The organism is Nocardioides caricicola (assembly GCF_039541135.1).
Lineage (GTDB): Bacteria > Actinomycetota > Actinomycetes > Propionibacteriales > Nocardioidaceae > Nocardioides > Nocardioides caricicola.
This window is the reverse complement of the sequence record NZ_BAABFQ010000005.1, coordinates 418,732-435,241: the sequence shown is the minus strand read 5'-3', so window position 1 is coordinate 435,241 and position 16,510 is coordinate 418,732. Positions and strand designations below refer to the sequence as shown.

Genomic DNA, 16,510 nt, shown 5'->3' with positions numbered 1-16,510 from the left:
GGCTGCGCGATCTGCGCACCCCCGTCGGGCATGATGGTGACCGATGACGACGACACTCGCGATCGCCAACCAGAAGGGCGGTGTCGCCAAGACGACCACGGTCGCCTCGGTCGGCGCCGCGCTGGCAGAGCTCGGCAGCTCCGTGCTGCTGGTCGACCTCGACCCCCAGGCCTGCCTGACGTTCTCGCTGGGCATCGACCCGGAGGACCTCGAGCTGTCGGTCCACCACGTCCTCACCAAGGGCCTCGACCCGGCCGAGGTGATCCTCCAGACCGATGACGGCGTCGACCTGCTGCCGGCGACCATCGAGCTGGCCCGCGCCGAGGCCGAGCTGCTGACCCGCACCGGCCGCGAGCACGTCCTCAAGACCATGATCGAGTCGCTCGAGGACAGCGACCTCGACTACGACTGGGTGCTGCTCGACTGCCCGCCCTCGCTCGGCGTGCTCACCGTGGCGGCGCTGACCGCGGCCGACGGCGTCCTGGTGCCGCTGCAGTGCGAGACGCTGTCGCACCGCGGCGTCGGGCAGCTGCTCGACACGGTCCACGACGTCCGCCGCTTCACCAACCGCGGCCTCGAGGTGTGGGGCGTGCTGCCGACGCTGTACGACGGGCGCACCAACCACGCGCGCACGGTGCTCGAGACGATCTCGGACACCTACGACCTCGAGGTGATCGAGCCGCCGATCCCGAAGACCATCAAGTTCGCCGAGGCCCCGGCCGCCGGCCGGTCGATCCTGGCCACCAGCCGCAGCAACAAGGGTGCGCAGGCCTACCGCGAGGTGGCCGTGAACCTCGTCGAGCGCTCGAAGCGCCCGAAGAAGAAGGCGCAGAAGAAGGCCCAGAGGAAGGCCGAGCGGTGAGCCAGCACCGCGGCACCCCGGTGCGGCCCCGCTACGGACGACTCGCCGTGCTCGGCTCGTCGCTCGCCGTCACCATGATCGCGGTGCTCGGCGGCACCGGCGTGCTGCCGTCCACGACCGGCGAGAACGGCGACGGGGGAGCGGCCGCAGCCGTCGCGCCGGTGGCCCAGCCGTCGGAGACGCCCTCGGAGACGCCGAGCCCCGAGATCGAGCAGTCCGAGGAGCCCGTCGTCGAGGAGGACCTCGTCGAGGAGGACGCGCTGCCCGCCGACTCCGGCACCGGCCGGCGGATCGTGTTCAGCGAGAGCCAGCAGCGGGTCTGGCTGGTCACGAAGCGCCAGCAGGTCGAGCGCACCTACCTCGTGTCCGGCAGCCTCACCGACAACCTCGACCCCGGCACCTACTCGGTGTACTCGCGCTCCGAGCAGGCGTGGGGGATCGACGACTCCGGCACGATGAAGTACTTCGTGCGCTTCACCCAGGGCGACACCGGCGCGGCGATCGGCTTCCACACGATCCCGGTGGACGAGGGCAAGGCGGTGCAGACCGTCGCCCAGCTCGGCACGCCGCAGTCGCACGGCTGCATCCGTCAGAAGCTGTCCGACGCGATCGCGCTCTGGGAGTTCGCGCCGCTCGGCACCACGGTGGTCGTCACCGCGTAGCGGTCACTCCGCGGCGGGCGCCTTCGCGGCACCGCCACCCGAGCGCCGCCGGCGGTTGCGGGTGCGCTTCGGGCGGTTCTCGCCGTCGGCCGCGGCGGCCGGCGTGCCGGACTCCGGGGCGACCTTCTCGCCGTTGCGGGTCCGGGTGCGGTTGCGGTTGCTCGGCTTGCGCTCGCTGCGCTCCTCGCGCGGCTTGCGCTCCACGGGTGCGGGGTCGACGATGCGGCCCTTGGTGCCCGGGGCGATGCCCTGGTCGTGGAACAGGTGCTCGGAGGTGGAGTACGTCTCCTGCGGCTCGTCGAACGGCAGGTCGAGCGCCTTGTTGATCATCTTCCAGCGGGCGATGTCCTGCCAGTCGACGAACGTGATGGCGATGCCGCTCGCGCCCGCGCGGCCGGTGCGGCCGATGCGGTGGACGTAGGTCTTGTCGTCCTCGGGGCAGGAGTAGTTGATGACGTGCGAGACGCCGCGGACGTCGATGCCGCGCGCGGCGACGTCGGTCGCCACCAGCACCTGGATCTTGTCCTCACGGAACTTCGCGAGCGCCTTCTCGCGGGCGACCTGCGCCATGTCGCCGTGCAGCGGGCTGGCCTTGAAGCCGCGCTCGGTGAGGTCGTCGGCGACCCGCTGCGCCTGGCGCTTGGTGCGGGTGAACACGATGATCTTGTCGACGTCCTCGGCCTGCAGGACCCGACCGATGATCTCCGGCTTGTCCAGGTCGTGGCACTGGTAGATGAACTGCGCCGTCGCGGGCACCGTCGCGTTCTCGTACGACGACTCCGCGCGGATGTTCATCGGGTGGCGCATGTGCATCCGGGCCAGCGCGACGATCGCCGACGGCATGGTCGCCGAGAACAGCATCGTCTGACGGGTCTCCGGGGTCTTGCGCAGCAGCGTCTCGACGTCGGGCAGGAAGCCGAGGTCGAGCATCTCGTCGGCCTCGTCGAGCACGAGCGCGTGCACGTGCGAGAGGTCGAGCGCGCGGCGGTTGGCCAGGTCGATCAGGCGACCCGGGGTGCCGACGACGATGTCCACGCCGGACTCGAGCGCCTCGAGCTGGGTGTCGTAGCCGACGCCGCCGTACACCGTGAGGACCCGGAGACCGAGGTCCTTGCTGGCGAGGTGGAGGTCGTTGGAGACCTGGAGCGCGAGCTCGCGGGTCGGGGCGACGATCAGCGCCTGCGGCTTGCCCTGGGGCAGGTCGGCGTACGCCGGGTCGCTCGGCGCGACGCTGCGCTGCAGCACCGGGATGCCGAACGCCAGCGTCTTGCCGGTGCCCGTCCGGGCCTGGCCGATCAGGTCGGTGCCCAGCAGCGCGACGGAGAGGGTCATCTCCTGGATCGCGAAGGGGGTGGTGATACCGGCGCGCTCGAGCGCGTCACAAATCTCGGGGAGCACCCCGAGCTCTCGGAACGTGGTGATGGTCTTGTCGCTTTCGTGAGTCACTGCCGTGGGCTTGCGGCGGACTCACCCTGCCAATTTCGGGGCTGGCCTGCCGCGCACATACGCGGGTGCGCTCGGGAGTGAGCGCGACCTCGATCTCCGGGAGTCTATCGGTAGGGTGCGCACGTGACCGCATCCACGTCCGTCGCGTTCGAGGACCCGCAGTACCGCGAGGCCGTCGTGGACCTCCTCGGTGCGATCGCCTACGGCGAGATCTCGGCGTTCGAGCGCCTCGCCGACGACGCGAAGCTGGCGCCGACGCTGGAGGACAAGGTCGCGATGGCCTCGATGGCGACCGCGGAGTTCGGTCACGTCGCGGCCCTCAACGAGCGGCTGAGCCAGCTCGGCGCGGACCCGTTCGAGGCGATGGCGCCGTTCCGCGAGCCGATCGACCGCTTCCACGAGTACACCGCCCCCGACGACTGGTACGAGGGCCTGATCAAGGCCTACGTCGGCGACGGGATGGCCAACGACTTCTACCGCGAGATCGCGGCGTACCTCGACCCGGACACCCGGGACCTGGTGGTCTCGGCGCTGGAGGACTCCGGGCACTCGGCGTTCGTCGTCGACCGGGTGCGTGCGGCGATCGCGGCGGACCCGCGCCTGGGCGGCCGGCTCGCGCTGTGGGGGCGACGGCTGATGGGCGAGGCGCTCACCCAGGCCCAGCGGGTGGCGGCCGACCGCGACGCGCTGTCCGCGCTGCTGGCCGGAGGCGTGGACCGCCCGGGCCTCGACCTGGCCGCGATCGGGCGGATGTTCACGCGGATCACCGAGCGTCACGCGGCGCGGATGGCCGAGCTCGGGCTCGACAGCTGACCCCCGGGCCCAGCAGCGGCCCTAGCGGGTCCGGGCGGTGCGCCCGGCCGCGAGCGAGACCAGGATCGCGGCGACCACGACCTGCCAGCCGTGCCGCCACCAGTCGAAGCCGCGGGTGTTGAGGTCGAAGAACAGCCCGTAGAGGAAGTTGCCGAGCAGCACGCCGCCGATGCCGCACAGCACGGTCAGCCAGAGCGGGACGTTGTCCCGGTCGCCGGGCGCGAGCATCTTGCCGAGGAGACCGATGATGGTCCCGCCGATGAGCGCCCAGAGCAGGGCGGAGAGCACGGGGTCAGCCCCGGAAGCCGACCTGGCCGACGGTGCCGTGACCGATCTCGACGTACGCGAGCTTGGCGGACGGCACGATCACGCGGCGGCCCTTGGTGTCGGCCAGCGTGAAAACGCCCTCGCCGGAGATGGCGTCGGCGACGAGCTTCTCGACGGCCTCGGCCGACTCGTCGGTCTCGACGGTCAGCTCACGGACGGCGTTCTGGATGCCGATCTTGACCTCCACGAGGTCCTCCTTCTGGTTCTGCGCGGGTGTTGCGGGGGTGGTGCGGGACTGTGCCGGGACTGTGCGGGAACTCAGTGCTCGAGCGGGTAGCCGCGGATGCCGCGCCAGGCGAGCCCGGCCACCAGGGCGGCGGCGTCGGACTTGCTGATCGCGCCCGGGTCCGAGAGCCAGAACCGGGCGCTGACCTGGGCCATTCCCACCAGGGACACGGCCAGCAGCCGCGACGCGTCGTCCGGCAGGCCGGTGTCGTCGTGGATGACGTGCGCGATCATCGCCGCGCACTCGGTGGTGACCCGGTCGACGTGCTCGCGCACGGCCGGCTCGTTGGTGAGGTCGGACTCGAAGACCAGGCGGAACGCGCCGGTGTCGCCGGCGACGTACTCGAAGAAGGCGTCCATCGTGGCCGCGACGCGCTGCTTGTTCTCGGTCGTCGACTCCAGCGCCTCGCGGCAGCCGGCGATGATCATGTCGCAGGACTGGTCGAGCAGCGCGAGGTACAGGTCGAGCTTGCCGGGGAAGTGCTGGTAGAGCACCGGCTTGGAGACGCCCGCCCGGTCGGCGATGTCGTCCATCGCCGCCGCGTGGTAGCCCTGGGCGACGAACACCTCGAGCGCGGAGCTCATCAGCTGCGCGCGCCGCTCGCGCCGGGGCATCCGGCCTCCGCGCGGTCGCACGGCCGGGGCGTCGTACTGCTCTGCGGTCACCCGGCGAAGACTACCCGGCAGTCACTCGCGTCCGGATGACGGGACACGGCGATCCGCGCACGACGTCGGCGGGGAACATGGCAGGACGACAGGTTGTTCGGACAGTCGAACCGACCGATCAAGGAGTTAGCCGTGTCCTTTCCCGCGCTCGTGGAGCCTGCGGACGAACTGACCATCGACGAGGTACGCCGCTACAGCCGGCACCTCATCATCCCGGACGTCGGGATGTCGGGTCAGAAGCGCCTCAAGAACGCCAAGGTGCTGGTCATCGGCGCCGGCGGTCTCGGCAGCCCCGCGCTGCTCTACCTGGCCGCGGCCGGGGTGCACACCCTGGGCATCGCGGAGTTCGACGAGGTCGACGAGTCCAACCTGCAGCGCCAGATCATCCACGGCCAGTCCGACATCGGGAAGTCGAAGGCGCAGTCGGCCAAGGAGTCGATCGCCGAGACCAACCCCTACGTGAACGTGATCGTGCACGAGACGCGTCTCGACAACGACAACGTCATGGAGATCTTCAAGGGCTACGACCTCATCGTCGACGGCACCGACAACTTCGCGACGCGCTACATGGTCAACGACGCGGCGTACTTCCTCGGGATCCCGTACGTCTGGGGCTCGATCTACCGCTTCGACGGCCAGGCGTCGGTGTTCGCCCCGACGCTCGCCGACGACGCGCCGTGCTACCGCTGCCTCTACCCGGAGCCCCCGCCGCCGGGCATGGTCCCGAGCTGCGCCGAGGGCGGCGTGCTGGGCGTGCTGTGCGCGAGCATCGGCTCGATCCAGGTCAACGAGGCGATCAAGCTCCTCACCGGCATCGGTGAGCCGCTGGTCGGCAAGCTGATGATCTACGACGCCCTGGAGATGGAGTACCGCAAGCTCAAGGTCCGCAAGGACCCGAACTGCGCACTGTGCGGCGAGAACCCCACCGTCACCGGGCTGATCGACTACGACGCGTTCTGCGGCGCGATCTCCGACGACGCGGCCGAGGCCGCGGCGGGCTCGACGATCTCGGTCGTCCAGCTCGAGCACATGCTCAAGGAGCGCGAGGAGGGCACCCGCGACTTCGTCCTCGTCGACGTGCGCGAGCCGAACGAGTACGAGATCAACCAGATCCCGGGCTCGGTGCTGATCCCGAAGGGCGACTTCCTCAACGGCAAGGCGCTCGAGCAGCTGCCGTCGGACAAGCAGATCGTCATGCACTGCAAGTCCGGTGTCCGCTCGGCCGAGACGCTCGCGATCGTGAAGGGCGCCGGGTACGCCGACGCCGTCCACGTGGGTGGCGGCGTGGTCGCCTGGGTCAACCAGATCGACCCCTCGCAGCCGTCGTACTGAGCCAGACAGATCCACGACGACCCCTTACTGGTGCGTAACCCGCACCGGTGGGGGGTCGTTGTGTGTGGCATGAGCCTCAACCGAAGCCAGTTCGCCGCGGTGTTCGCGGCCGTGACCGTGACGATCATGACCGCCGCACTGATGGCGATCTCCCCGGCTCCCGCCAACGCCGCGCCCACCTGGGCGCCGGCGGCCACGGCGAAGATCCACCCCGGGACGATGATGTACACCGAGGGCGCCCAGTGCACGGCGAACTTCGTGTTCACCGACAGCGCCAGCAACGTCTACGTCGGCTACGCCGCCCACTGCGCGGGCACCGGCGCGGCGACCGACACGGACGGGTGCCTCTCGGACTCGCTGCCGCTCGGTACGCGGGTGAACTTCACCGAGGGTGGCTCGCTGGTCAGCGAGGGCACCAAGGTGGGCTCGGGCACCTTGGTGTACTCCGCCTGGGACACCATGGACAAGATCGGCACCACCGACGCGAACACCTGTGCCTACAACGACTTCGCGCTGGTCAAGGTGGACGCCGCCGACGTCGGCAAGGTCAACCCGAGCATCCCGTTCTGGGGCGGCCCGACGGGCATCGACACCGACGGCACCGCGGCCGGTGACCGCGTGTACTCCTACGGCAACTCCAGCCTCCGCGCCGGCATCGAGCCGCTCTCGCCGAAGACCGGCATCAGCCTCGGCGACAGCGCCGCCGACGGCGGTTGGTCGCACCCGCTCTACACCGTGACGCCCGGCATCCCCGGTGACTCGGGCTCGGCGTTCGTCAGCGAGGACGGCAAGGCCATCGGCACCCTCTCGACGCTCGGCCTGGCGCCGCTGCCGCTCTCGAACAACATCGGCGACCTGGCCAAGGAGCTCGCGTTCGCGCAGCAGCACTCCGGCATCTCGGGCCTCACGCTGGTCAACGGCACGGAGCCCTTCTCGCCCATCCTCTGAGCGCCGCGCTGATCGACTCGAACGGCGGCCCCATCCGGTTCGGATGGGGCCGCCGTCTGCGTTGGTAGGTTCCCGGGCATGACGACTCGGCGGGCCGGCACGACCGCGGTCCTCGGCGCGCTCGCCATCGCGCTGCTGGTCCTCGTGCTCGCCACGTGGGCGTCGTCGATCGGGCCGAGCGAGGTGCTGCGCGGCGACGGACCCTCGCCGGTCGGCACTCCCACCGACGAGCCCGCGCCGACCGACGAGGCGTCGGTCCCGCAGGATGACGCCACCGAGGAGTCGAGCGAGACCCCGAGGTGGATCCAGGTGGCGGCGTTCGTCGTCAACCTCGCGGTGGTGGCGCTGCTCGCGGTGCTGCTCGTGCGCTACGTCATCCTGCCGATGCTGCGGCGCGTGCGCGGCCGCCGCGAACGCCGGCGCAGGGGCCGCGAGGGGCCGACCGACCCCGACTTCACCGTGCTCGAGCCCCCGCAACGCGTCGCCCGGGCGCTGCTCGACGACGCGGCCGCCCAGCGCCGCCTGCTGGAGGACGGCAGCCCGCGCAACGCGGTGGTCGAGTGCTGGCACCGGTTCGAGGTCGCCGCCGCGGCTGCCGGGCTCGAGCGCCGCGACTGGGAGACCTCGTCGGAGTACACGATGCGGGTGCTCGACCTGGTCGACGCCCACCAGCCGGCGGTCTCGCGGCTGGGGGACCTCTACCGGGAGGCACGGTTCTCCGAGCACGACCTCACCGAGGCCGACCGCGCGGACGCCCTCGAGGCGCTCGACACGATCCACCGCACGATCGGGGTCTCGGCGTGAGCGCCCTGGCGGGGAACCGCTGGCTGCGGCGACTGGCCGGGGGCACGGCGGTGTTCGTCGTGCTCGAGCTCGCGCTGGTGCTCGCGAAGACCGACCCCGACCCGCTGCGGCTGGCGCTGCTCGTGGCGACCTGCGTCGGCGTGCTCGGCCTGATCCTCGACGCGCTCGCCGACGGCGGGGCCGCGTGGGAGGTCACCGTCGAGCAGCCGTCGGCGCGCGCCGGGGGCGACCCGCGGCTGGCCCGCTACGTGGGCCTGCTCGAGGCGCACCGGACCGCGCGGTCGCAGGACACCGCGCTGCGCGACCGGCTCGCCGCCCTCGCCGACCAGGTGCTGCGCCAGCGCCACGGCGTACGCCGCGACGACCCGCGGGCCGCGGAGCTGCTCGGCCCCGAGCTCGTCGCCGTGCTCGACGGCGCACCACGCCGGCTCGCGCCGGCCGAGATCGACCGCTACCTGACCAGGATCGAGGAGCTGTGACCCAGACCCACCCACTTCCCGTCAGCGAGGCCGCCGACGTCGCCCGCCAGGTGCTGGACGAGGTCGAGCGGGCCGTGGTCGGCAAGCGCGCCGCCTTGATGCAGGTGCTCGCGGCGATCCTCGCCAAGGGGCACGTGCTGCTCGAGGACTACCCGGGCCTCGGCAAGACGCTGGCGGCCCGGTCGTTCGCCCAGGCGCTCGGCATCGACTTCACGCGCGCGCAGTTCACGCCCGACCTGCTGCCCGCCGACCTCACCGGCTCGTTCGTCTACGACCAGGGGCGCGGGCAGTTCGACTTCCGGCGCGGCCCGATCTTCACCGGCCTGCTGCTCGCCGACGAGATCAACCGGACGCCGCCGAAGACCCAGGCGGCGCTGCTCGAGGCGATGCAGGAGCGGCAGGTGACCGTGGAGGGCGAGACGTTCGCGCTGCCCTCGCCTTTCCACGTGCTCGCCACCGCCAACCCGATCGAGTACGAAGGCACCTACCCGCTGCCCGAGGCCCAGCTGGACCGGTTCCTCCTCCGCATCGGCTTCGGGTACCCCTCCGCCGGCGAGGAGTACGACGTCCTCGCCCGCCGCATGGACCGGCGGCGCGAGGAGCTCGAGCTGACCGCGGTGACCGACGGCCCCGGCCTGCTCGCGCTGCAGGAGACCGTCGAGACCGTGACCGTCGACGAGAGCGTCGGGCGGTACTGCGTCGACCTCGCGGTCGCGACCCGCCACCACCCGGACGTGCTCACGGGCGCCTCGCCGCGCGGGTCGCTCGGGCTGGTGCTCGCCGCCCGGGCGTTCGCGCTGCTGCGCGGGCGCGACTACGTCGTCCCCGAGGACGTGAAGGCCATCGCCCGTCCGGTGCTCGCCCACCGGATCACGGTCAAGCCCGAGCTCTGGATGAGCGACGTCACCGGCGCCAGCGTGGTCGACGCGGTGCTCACGCAGGTCCCGACCCCGGCGACGCTCGACCGCCGGTGAGGCGCCGATGAGCAGCTGGCGGGCGACGGCGGCACTCGGCCGGGCGGTCGTGCTCGGCGCGGTCGCCGTCGCGCTCGCGCTCGTCGTGGGCAAGCCGGTGCTGATGGTGCTCGCCGCGCCGTTCGTGACGTTCACGGCGCTCGGCCTGGCGCACCGGCCGCACCGGCTGCCGCGGCTCGACTCCCGGCTCGACCACGGCGTCCTCCACGAGGGCCAGGGCACGACCTCGCGCCTGGTGGTCGGCGACGGTGACGAGGCGGAGTACGTCACCCGGGCCGCCGGCCGCCCGGCGTACGTCGCGATCCGGCCGCACGACGGCCAGGTGGGCGGACTGCTTGCCGGCGGCGTCCCCGCCGTCGAGATCAGCCCCCGGCGCTGGGGCCGCCGGGTGCTGGGCGAGGAGAACGTCGCGCTGTACAGCCCGTGGGCGGGCTTCCGGTTCGGCCCGGTCCGGCTCGGCGGCCGCCCGGTGCGGGTGCTGCCGACGACCGCGCCGTACGACTCCCGCGCCGAGGCGCCGCAGCCGATCGGGCTGGTCGGGGCCCATCGCTCCCAGCGCAGTGGCAGCGGCACCGAGCTGTCCGGGATCCGCCCGTTCCAGCCGGGCGACCGGCTGCGCCGCGTCAACTGGCCGGTGTCGCTGCGCACCCGCACCCTGCACGTCGTGACGACGCGCGCCGAGGAGGACACCGGCGTGCTGCTCGTGGTCGACGCGCTCGCCGACCACGGCGGGTCCGGCGGCGTCGGCGCGGCCGCGAGCAGCCTGGACCTGTCGGTCCGCGCCGCGGCCGCGATCGCCGAGCACCACGTGCGGGCCGGCGACCGGGTCGCGCTGCGCGTGGTCGGCCGCGGCCAGGAGCAGGTCGGGTACGGCGCCGGCGCGCGGCACCTGCGCCGCATCCAGGACCAGCTCGCGACCCTGCGCACCGGCGACCCGGGGGAGCCCGAGACCGGCGTTCTCCAGCTCGGCGTGACCGGCGGCGCGATCGTGGTCGTGCTGTCGCCGATGCTCGCGGAGTCGATGGGCACGGTCGCTGCCACGCTGACCCGCCGCGGGGTCGCCGTGCTGGTCGTGGACACGCTGCCGCCGGACGCGCGCCCCGCGACGCTCGGCGACGAGCAGGACCCGGCGCTGGCCGCGCTGGCCTGGCGGATGCGCCGCATCGAGCGCTCGGTGGTGCTCGAGCGGCTGGCCGCGCTCGGCTGCCCGGTCGTGCCGTGGCGTGGGCCGGGCACGGTCGACGAGGTGATGCGCCGGCTGGCCCGGCGTGCCCAGCTGCCCCGGGTGGTGGCTCGATGACGCCCCGCACGAGCAGCTCCCAGATCGCCCTGCGAGCCCTGGTCCTCCTCGGCCCGGTGGTCGCGGTGCTCGCCACCGGCCCGGCCGGCAACTGGCCGCCGTGGTGGATCGCCGGGGCGGTGGTGGGAACCGCGGCCGCGGCGGCGTGGGCCCCGGACTCGCCGTACGGCACCGCCGCCGGCCTGGTCGTGCTCGGCTGGTGGGCGATCGCGCTCGAGGACTCGCTGCCCGCCTCGATCCTGGTCGCCGCGCTCGCGCTGGTGGTGGCCCACGTCGCCGCGCTGCTGGCGTCGTACGGTCCGCCCACGATGCCCCTCGACAGCGCCACCCTCGTGCTGTGGGTGCGCCGCGGCGCGCTGGTCGCGCTGACGGTCCCGGCCGCGTGGGTGCTCGCGCTGCTGCTGCGTGGTGAGCCGGAGCAGCCCGGGATCTGGCTGCTCGGCGCCGCGACGGCGTTCGCCGCGACCGTGGCGGCGACCGCGGCGCTCGCGGTGCGGACGGGGGAGGGCTGATGGACGTCGAGGAGTACGTCGAGCGGGTGCTGCGCTGCGTCGAGGCGGTGCCGCGCGGGCGGGTCACGACGTACGGCGCGATCGCGGAGGTGGTCGGGGCGGTGATGGGCGGCGGCGGCCCGCGCCAGGTCGGGTCGATCATGGCGTCGCACGGCGCGCCGGTCCCGTGGTGGCGCGTGGTGCGCGCCGACGGCTCGCTGCCGGCGAGCCACCGGGACGAGGCGCGGCAGGCCTACCTCGAGGAGGGCACGCCGCTGCGCCGGACCGGGAACGTCGACATCAGGAAGGCGTTCTGGAGACCGCCAGCTCAGCAAGCCTGGCCAACGCCTTCGGGAAGATCTCCGCGGGAGGGGTGACCAGGCCGGCGCCGACCTGGCCGACGCCCGCCAGCTTCCCGGCCATGCCGGTGTTGATCTGCGGCAGGATCCCGGTGCGGCACACCTTGGTCACGTCGATCCCGGTCGGCGTGCCCTGGAACTCCAGCACCGGCACCGACCAGCGCGGGTTCTCGCCCAGCGTGATCTCGTGCATCCGGCGGGTGGTGTTGAGGGCATCCGGGACCGAGCCGCCGACGAACCGCACGATCGCCGGGGCCGTCGCCATCGCGAACCCGCCGATGCCCGCGGTCTCGGTGATCGCCGAGTCGCCGATGTCGGGGTTCGCGTCGTCCGGGCCGTAGTCGCCGAAGTAGAGCCCGTCCACCTGCTGCGACGGACCCGTGAACCACTCGTCGCCGGTGCCCGCGACCTGGATGCCGAAGTCGGTGCCGTTGCGGGCCATCGCCACGACCATCGTCGAGCCGTCGATGTTCCGCGCGGCGTCGAGCGCGAGCTTGCAGGCCGGCATCGCGAGGTTGAGGAAGAAGTGGTCGTTGCCACCGATGAACCGCATCGCCTGGGCGACGTCAGGTGCATCGAAGCCGCTCGTGACCATCGCGGGCGCCAGGTCACGCAGGGTCATCAACGTCCCGGCCCGGTTGCGGTTGTGGGCCTCGTCGCCCATCTGCAGCATCTGCGTGAGGATGCCGGTGATGTCGACCGGGCCGGCCGCGCGCACGGCCTTCTGCAGCAGGGGCGCGAGCACGTCGGCCAGCCAGTGCAGGCGCTCGATCACGTCGGGGGCGTAGGCGCCGTACCGCAGCACCTTGCCGAGGCCCTCGTTGAGCGTGCAGTACGTACGCCGCCCGCTCGCCTGGTCCTCGAGCACCCAGACCCACATGCCCGGCGTGGTGATCCCGGCCATCGGGCCGACCGCGGAGCGGTGGTGGCACGGCTCCAGGGAGACGTTGGCGCCGGACTCGAACAGCGCGACGGCGTCCTCCGGGTCGTCGACCAGGCCCTCGAACGCGGCGGCGCCCATCAGCGCGCCGCGCATCGGGCCGGACGCGCGCTCCCACGTGATCGGCGGTCCGGCGTGCAGGAACTCGCCGCGCTGCAGGCCGAGCACCTCCGAGGCCGGGGCGACGTCGACCAGGGTGGCGGTGACGTCGAGCATTGCGGCCAGTGCCTGCTCGTTGGCGGTACGCCGGCGCGGGTCCGCCGCGACGTCCGCCAGGTCGGCCTCGGTGCCCACCATCGGCGGGCGCCAGTCGACGCGGGTGACGGGCACGGCCTGCTCGGCGACCGCGTCGGCCAGCAGGTCGGCGCCGACGTTGACGACGGTGTTCGGGGTGGTCATCGCAGGCCTCCGGCGAGCTCGAGGGCGCGGCGGGTGGCGCCGGCGTTGGACAGGTGGACCTCGGCGCCGGCGTCGGCGAGCGCACGCACCTGGCGCTCGCGGTCCTGCGGGTCGGCGTCGGTGCCGACGACCGCGACCACGACCGGCTTGTCGAGGCCGCTGATCGCGGCCGCGAGCCGCGACGCGGGATCTGGCTCGGCGCCGTGGCCGAGCACCACGTCGAGCAGCAGCACGCCGGTCTCGGGGTCGGCGGCGGCGCGGGCGAGGTGCTCCAGGCGCAGCGTCGGGTCGATCATCGGGTGGGCGCGCCCGGCCGTGTAGGCGTCGTCGCCGAAGTCGACGAACGTGTGAGGGTCGCCGGCGATCAGCTGGGCCTCGCTCTTCAGCGTGCCGCCGACGAACAGGCCGCGGACCAGCCCGGCCCGGGGCGAGGCCGAGCCCACGACCGGCCACGCCGGCACCTCCCGGCCGAGGCGACGCAGCACCGACTCGGCGGCGGCGGTGAGGTCGGGCCGGCCGGCCCCGAGGAGCGCGTGCTCGACCGGCGTGGACAGGCTGCCGGCGTACTCCTCGATCTCGGCCGCCACGTCGTCGGCCGGCGGCTTGGACACCAGCACGATCAGCTCGACGGCGGGATCCTCGTCGAGGCGGCGCAGCGCCTCGCGGGTGGCGAGGCCGCGGACCTCGGCGGACAGGTCGCGGCCGCCGACGCCGAGCGCGGAGGTGACGCCGACGCCCGCGCGGTCGAGCAGCGCGAGCAGCTGCTGGCAGCCGGTGCCCGACGCGGCGACGATGCCGACCGGGCCGGGGGAGACGGTGTTGGCGAAGCCGAGGCCGAGGCCGCCGACCACGGCGGTGCCGCAGTCCGGCCCCATCACCAGCACGCCACGCTCGGCGGCCGCGCGCTTGAGCGCGATCTCCTGCTCCAGCGGCACGTTGTCGCTGAACACCATCACGTCGTTGCCCGCGTCGACGGCGTCCATCGCCTCGACGAACGCGTTCGCGCCGGGCACCGAGATCAGCGCCATGGCGCCGGACCCGCGCTTCAGCGCGCTCGCCGTCGTCCGGGGCGGCGCGATGGCGCTGGTGGACTCGTCGCGTCGGTTGGCGTCGCGCAGCGCCTGCTCGACGCCGGCCAGGGCCCCGGCGAGCGCGCTCGCGTCGTCGAGCCGGAGCGCGACGACCATGTCGTTGGGCGTGGCCTCGGCCGGGATGTCGAAGCCCATCTCGGCGAGCACGTCGACGTTCAGCGGGGTGGCCATCGCGACCTGGGCGGCGTCCACACCGGGCAGGCCCTGCACGGTGCGGCTGACCTGGAGGAGCGTCACCGAGTCGGCGTACGCGCCGGGTCGGAGCTCGACGTGGGTCGTCATGCGGCGACTCCTTGGAGGTGGGTGAGGGCGAGCCGGGCGCCGTGCAGCATCCCGGCTCCGGACGTGTGGCCGACCGCGGCCAGGGCGGCGGTGCGGTCGGGGTCGTCGGTGGCGGCGACCCAGGCGGCGAACTCCGGGATGACCTCGCCGTGCATCGCGCAGTCGAGCAGCGTCGCGGACAGCAGGGTGGTGCGGCCGAGGTGCGCGCGGACCGCGGCGTCGACGTCCGGGGTCTCGACGCCGGCCGCGCGGTGGATCGCGAGCCAGCCGCAGATCACGTCGTCGCCGAGGGGGGTGAGCCCGTCGCCGCGGCCGACCATCCGCGCGACGTCGTCGGGGCCGAGGTCGCTCGGCACCGAGCCGACGTGCTCGGTCACCGCGGCCGGGGGGACAGCCTGCAAGGTGCCCGAGCACGCCGTGTCCGGAAGACGCGGGACGCGGACGTCCACGATCCTGCCGATGCTCAGCGCGGCGCCGTCGAGGTGCAGCACTCCCTGTCGAAGGTACGCCGCATCTGCGCCCGACGGTGCCGAGTCGCCACCGAGGTGATCGGATCGTGACCGGAGCGCGCACGGGACGGCGGTGGCGCGCGGCCCGACGACGCCCACGCAGCGGCCCGCGACCTCGACGTACACCGCGTCGCGGCCGCGGTGCAGCACCCGGACCGGTCCGTCGGGCTGCGCGCGCAGGTGCTCGCGCACCCGGGCCGGCGCGCTGACGGGGATCACCTTCCTCACGCTATCGACCGCCCATTACGTTTGCCGATGTGACGTTGTGCCAACGCAGTGGGCAGGGGAGTGCAAGTGTTGACAACCGGTGACCGGGAGGAGCGCGCGATCGCCGCGCTCGCTCGTGTGGACGCGCTGCACACCGGACTGACCCAGATCGTCCTGGAGGGTGGCGACCTCGGCGGCATCGCCGCGGAGGTCGCGCGCGTGCTCGGCGTCGGCGTGGCGTTCACCTCGACCGACGGCCGCGAGCGGGCCGCCGCGCTGGCCGAGGACCACCGCGCGCTGCTGGCCGCGGGCGACCTCCTCGACCCGACCGGCCGGATCCGCGTGGAGCGGATCGACCAGGCGGTGGGTGGCGGGCCGGCGCACGTGTCGCGGGTCGCGGCGGGCGGCACCGACCTCGCCCGGCTGGTGTGCGTGCGGGCGGACGGCCCGTGGACGGCCGACGACGTGCACGCCCTCGAGCGTGCCGCCGCCGTGGCGGCGCTGCTCATCACGCGCGAGGAGGCGGTCACCGCCGTCGAGAACAAGTACCGCGGCGACTTCCTGCGCGACCTGCTGCTGCGCCGCGCGGTCGACCCGGCGTACGTCGCCGAGCACGCGGACACGTTCGGCTGGGACCTGACCCGTCCGGTGGTGGTCGTCGCCGCCGAGCTCGACCCGACCGACGAGCCCGCCTCGAGCACGCAGCGCCGGGCCTGGCAGGAGCGGTTCTCGGCCGCGTGGCGTCAGGTGGTCGCGCCGGGCGTCGCGACCGTGGACTTCTCGACGGAGGTCGTGACCCTCCTGCCCGCGGACCAGGAGGTCGCCCGCGTCGTGCAGGCGGTCGCCGGCGACAAGGGCGGTGGGCGCCGGCCGTTCTCCGTCGGGGTCAGCCGGGTCGCAGAGTCACTCGACCAGCTGCCCGACGCGTACGCCCAGGCGCGCCGGGCCGTCGAGGTCGGGCGCCGGGTGAACGGCGGCGGCTCGACGACGTTCTTCGACCAGCTCGGCCTGCACCGGGTGATCGCGCTGATCCCCGACGGGCCCGAGGGCAATGGCGAGCTGCGCGCCTTCGTGCACGACGTGCTCGGCCCGCTCGCCGACGACACGACCGAGGCCGCGGACCTGCGCGAGACGCTGCAGGTGCTGCTGGACACGAACTTCAACGTCGCGGAGGCCGCGCGGCTGCAGTTCTTCCACTACAACACGATGCGCTACCGGGTCTCGAAGCTGGAGCGCCTGCTGGGTCCGCTGTCGACCGACTCGCACCTCCGGCTGGACGTCGCGGTCGCCCTCCGTGTCCACGAGATCACCGGTTGATGACGCCGGGATTTCGGTCTCGCGCCTGACGCGACGCGCCCACAACTGGTGCCAGTCGGTGCGGCGTTCCTTCGGCA

18 protein-coding genes and 1 pseudogene are annotated in these 16,510 nt (G+C 73.2%); 12 read left to right on the top strand and 7 right to left on the bottom strand.

Annotation, left to right across the window (positions count from 1 at the left end):
- Positions 1 to 43 precede the first annotated feature (43 nt).
- On the top strand, positions 44 to 862 hold the full coding sequence (locus tag ABD875_RS10500; RefSeq protein WP_345175042.1) for a ParA family protein: 819 nt from the start codon (positions 44 to 46) through the stop codon (positions 860 to 862).
- Entirely contained in the window at positions 859 to 1,524 is a 666-nt protein-coding gene (locus tag ABD875_RS10495; protein ID WP_345175035.1) for a L,D-transpeptidase, read from the top strand. The genes ABD875_RS10500 and ABD875_RS10495 overlap by 4 nt, the downstream gene beginning before the upstream one ends.
- A gap of 6 nt (positions 1,525 to 1,530) precedes the next feature.
- On the opposite strand, the pseudogene ABD875_RS10490 reads toward ABD875_RS10495, so the two are convergent.
- A pseudogene (locus ABD875_RS10490) lies at positions 1,531 to 2,856 on the bottom strand (DEAD/DEAH box helicase); the annotation flags it as partial.
- 237 nt (positions 2,857 to 3,093) lie between these two features.
- Between ABD875_RS10490 and ABD875_RS10485 the strand changes: the two are divergent.
- A complete protein-coding gene (locus tag ABD875_RS10485; protein ID WP_345175014.1) occupies positions 3,094 to 3,783 on the top strand; it encodes a ferritin-like fold-containing protein in 690 nt (229 codons plus the stop codon).
- Positions 3,784 to 3,804: 21 nt separating this feature from the next.
- Here the strand turns inward: ABD875_RS10485 and ABD875_RS10480 are convergent, their stop codons facing one another.
- The 3 genes from ABD875_RS10480 to ABD875_RS10470 form a co-directional block, all read right to left on the bottom strand.
- Complete coding sequence (locus ABD875_RS10480; protein WP_345175004.1) at positions 3,805 to 4,071, bottom strand: hypothetical protein; 267 nt, start codon at positions 4,069 to 4,071, stop codon at positions 3,805 to 3,807.
- 4 nt (positions 4,072 to 4,075) lie between these two features.
- On the bottom strand, positions 4,076 to 4,297 hold the full coding sequence (locus ABD875_RS10475; RefSeq protein ID WP_345174997.1) for a DUF3107 domain-containing protein: 222 nt from the start codon (positions 4,295 to 4,297) through the stop codon (positions 4,076 to 4,078).
- A 71-nt stretch (positions 4,298 to 4,368) separates the two neighbouring features.
- Complete coding sequence (locus ABD875_RS10470) at positions 4,369 to 4,950, bottom strand: TetR/AcrR family transcriptional regulator (RefSeq protein ID WP_279235715.1); 582 nt, start codon at positions 4,948 to 4,950, stop codon at positions 4,369 to 4,371.
- A gap of 183 nt (positions 4,951 to 5,133) precedes the next feature.
- Between ABD875_RS10470 and moeZ the strand changes: the two genes are divergently transcribed.
- The 8 genes from moeZ (at position 5,134) to ABD875_RS10430 (ending at position 11,706) form a co-directional block, all read left to right on the top strand.
- Positions 5,134 to 6,333: an adenylyltransferase/sulfurtransferase MoeZ gene (moeZ, locus tag ABD875_RS10465; RefSeq protein WP_345174988.1), complete on the top strand. Its 1,200-nt coding sequence runs from the start codon at positions 5,134 to 5,136 to the stop codon at positions 6,331 to 6,333.
- A 69-nt stretch (positions 6,334 to 6,402) separates the two neighbouring features.
- Positions 6,403 to 7,281, top strand: a complete 879-nt coding sequence (locus ABD875_RS10460; RefSeq protein ID WP_345174981.1) for a chymotrypsin family serine protease — start codon at positions 6,403 to 6,405, stop codon at positions 7,279 to 7,281.
- 78 nt (positions 7,282 to 7,359) lie between these two features.
- Positions 7,360 to 8,085, top strand: coding sequence for a DUF4129 domain-containing protein (locus ABD875_RS10455; protein ID WP_345174973.1), 726 nt, complete (start codon positions 7,360 to 7,362; stop codon positions 8,083 to 8,085).
- Positions 8,082 to 8,564: a hypothetical protein gene (locus tag ABD875_RS10450; protein WP_345174967.1), complete on the top strand. Its 483-nt coding sequence runs from the start codon at positions 8,082 to 8,084 to the stop codon at positions 8,562 to 8,564. Before ABD875_RS10455 ends, ABD875_RS10450 begins: the two co-directional genes overlap by 4 nt.
- Positions 8,561 to 9,538 (top strand): AAA family ATPase, encoded by a 978-nt coding sequence (locus tag ABD875_RS10445; RefSeq protein ID WP_345174961.1) that lies wholly within the window; start codon positions 8,561 to 8,563, stop codon positions 9,536 to 9,538. Before ABD875_RS10450 ends, ABD875_RS10445 begins: the two co-directional genes overlap by 4 nt.
- 7 nt (positions 9,539 to 9,545) lie before the next feature.
- Positions 9,546 to 10,838, top strand: coding sequence for a DUF58 domain-containing protein (locus ABD875_RS10440; protein WP_345174953.1), 1,293 nt, complete (start codon positions 9,546 to 9,548; stop codon positions 10,836 to 10,838).
- Positions 10,835 to 11,350, top strand: coding sequence for a hypothetical protein (locus ABD875_RS10435; RefSeq protein ID WP_345174945.1), 516 nt, complete (start codon positions 10,835 to 10,837; stop codon positions 11,348 to 11,350). The genes ABD875_RS10440 and ABD875_RS10435 overlap by 4 nt, the downstream gene beginning before the upstream one ends.
- Positions 11,350 to 11,706 carry an MGMT family protein gene (locus ABD875_RS10430; RefSeq protein WP_345174939.1) on the top strand — a complete coding sequence of 119 codons (357 nt, stop codon included), beginning with the start codon at positions 11,350 to 11,352 and terminating at the stop codon, positions 11,704 to 11,706. The genes ABD875_RS10435 and ABD875_RS10430 overlap by 1 nt, the downstream gene beginning before the upstream one ends.
- On the opposite strand, the gene ABD875_RS10425 is transcribed toward ABD875_RS10430, so the two are convergent.
- The 3 genes from ABD875_RS10425 to ABD875_RS10415 are packed head-to-tail and all read right to left on the bottom strand — an operon-like array spanning position 11,630 to position 15,128.
- Positions 11,630 to 13,027, bottom strand: a complete 1,398-nt coding sequence (locus tag ABD875_RS10425; protein WP_345174933.1) for a YlbE family protein — start codon at positions 13,025 to 13,027, stop codon at positions 11,630 to 11,632. The genes ABD875_RS10430 and ABD875_RS10425 overlap by 77 nt on opposite strands.
- Positions 13,024 to 14,400, bottom strand: coding sequence for an AllF/FdrA family protein (locus tag ABD875_RS10420; RefSeq protein WP_345174924.1), 1,377 nt, complete (start codon positions 14,398 to 14,400; stop codon positions 13,024 to 13,026). The genes ABD875_RS10425 and ABD875_RS10420 overlap by 4 nt, the downstream gene beginning before the upstream one ends.
- Positions 14,397 to 15,128 carry an oxamate carbamoyltransferase subunit AllH family protein gene (locus ABD875_RS10415; protein WP_345174918.1) on the bottom strand — a complete coding sequence of 244 codons (732 nt, stop codon included), beginning with the start codon at positions 15,126 to 15,128 and terminating at the stop codon, positions 14,397 to 14,399. The genes ABD875_RS10420 and ABD875_RS10415 overlap by 4 nt, the downstream gene beginning before the upstream one ends.
- Positions 15,129 to 15,203: 75 nt before the next feature.
- On the opposite strand from ABD875_RS10415, the gene ABD875_RS10410 reads away from it, so the two are divergent.
- Positions 15,204 to 16,433: a PucR family transcriptional regulator gene (locus ABD875_RS10410; protein ID WP_345174912.1), complete on the top strand. Its 1,230-nt coding sequence runs from the start codon at positions 15,204 to 15,206 to the stop codon at positions 16,431 to 16,433.
- The last annotated feature ends 77 nt before the right edge of the window (positions 16,434 to 16,510 follow it).

Excerpts from the sequence above, each read along its gene's own strand:
- ABD875_RS10430 (WP_345174939.1), top strand. The coding sequence starts at position 11,350 with ATGGACGTCGAGGAGTACGTCGAGCGGGTGCTGCGCTGCGTCGAGGCG.
- ABD875_RS10460 (WP_345174981.1), top strand. The coding sequence starts at position 6,403 with ATGAGCCTCAACCGAAGCCAGTTCGCCGCGGTGTTCGCGGCCGTGACC.
- ABD875_RS10470 (WP_279235715.1), bottom strand. The coding sequence starts at position 4,950 with ATGCCCCGGCGCGAGCGGCGCGCGCAGCTGATGAGCTCCGCGCTCGAG.
- ABD875_RS10435 (WP_345174945.1), top strand. The coding sequence starts at position 10,835 with ATGACGCCCCGCACGAGCAGCTCCCAGATCGCCCTGCGAGCCCTGGTC.
- ABD875_RS10420 (WP_345174924.1), bottom strand. The coding sequence starts at position 14,400 with ATGACGACCCACGTCGAGCTCCGACCCGGCGCGTACGCCGACTCGGTG.
- ABD875_RS10500 (WP_345175042.1), top strand. The coding sequence starts at position 44 with ATGACGACGACACTCGCGATCGCCAACCAGAAGGGCGGTGTCGCCAAG.
- ABD875_RS10425 (WP_345174933.1), bottom strand. The coding sequence starts at position 13,027 with ATGACCACCCCGAACACCGTCGTCAACGTCGGCGCCGACCTGCTGGCC.
- ABD875_RS10440 (WP_345174953.1), top strand. The coding sequence starts at position 9,546 with ATGAGCAGCTGGCGGGCGACGGCGGCACTCGGCCGGGCGGTCGTGCTC.
- ABD875_RS10455 (WP_345174973.1), top strand. The coding sequence starts at position 7,360 with ATGACGACTCGGCGGGCCGGCACGACCGCGGTCCTCGGCGCGCTCGCC.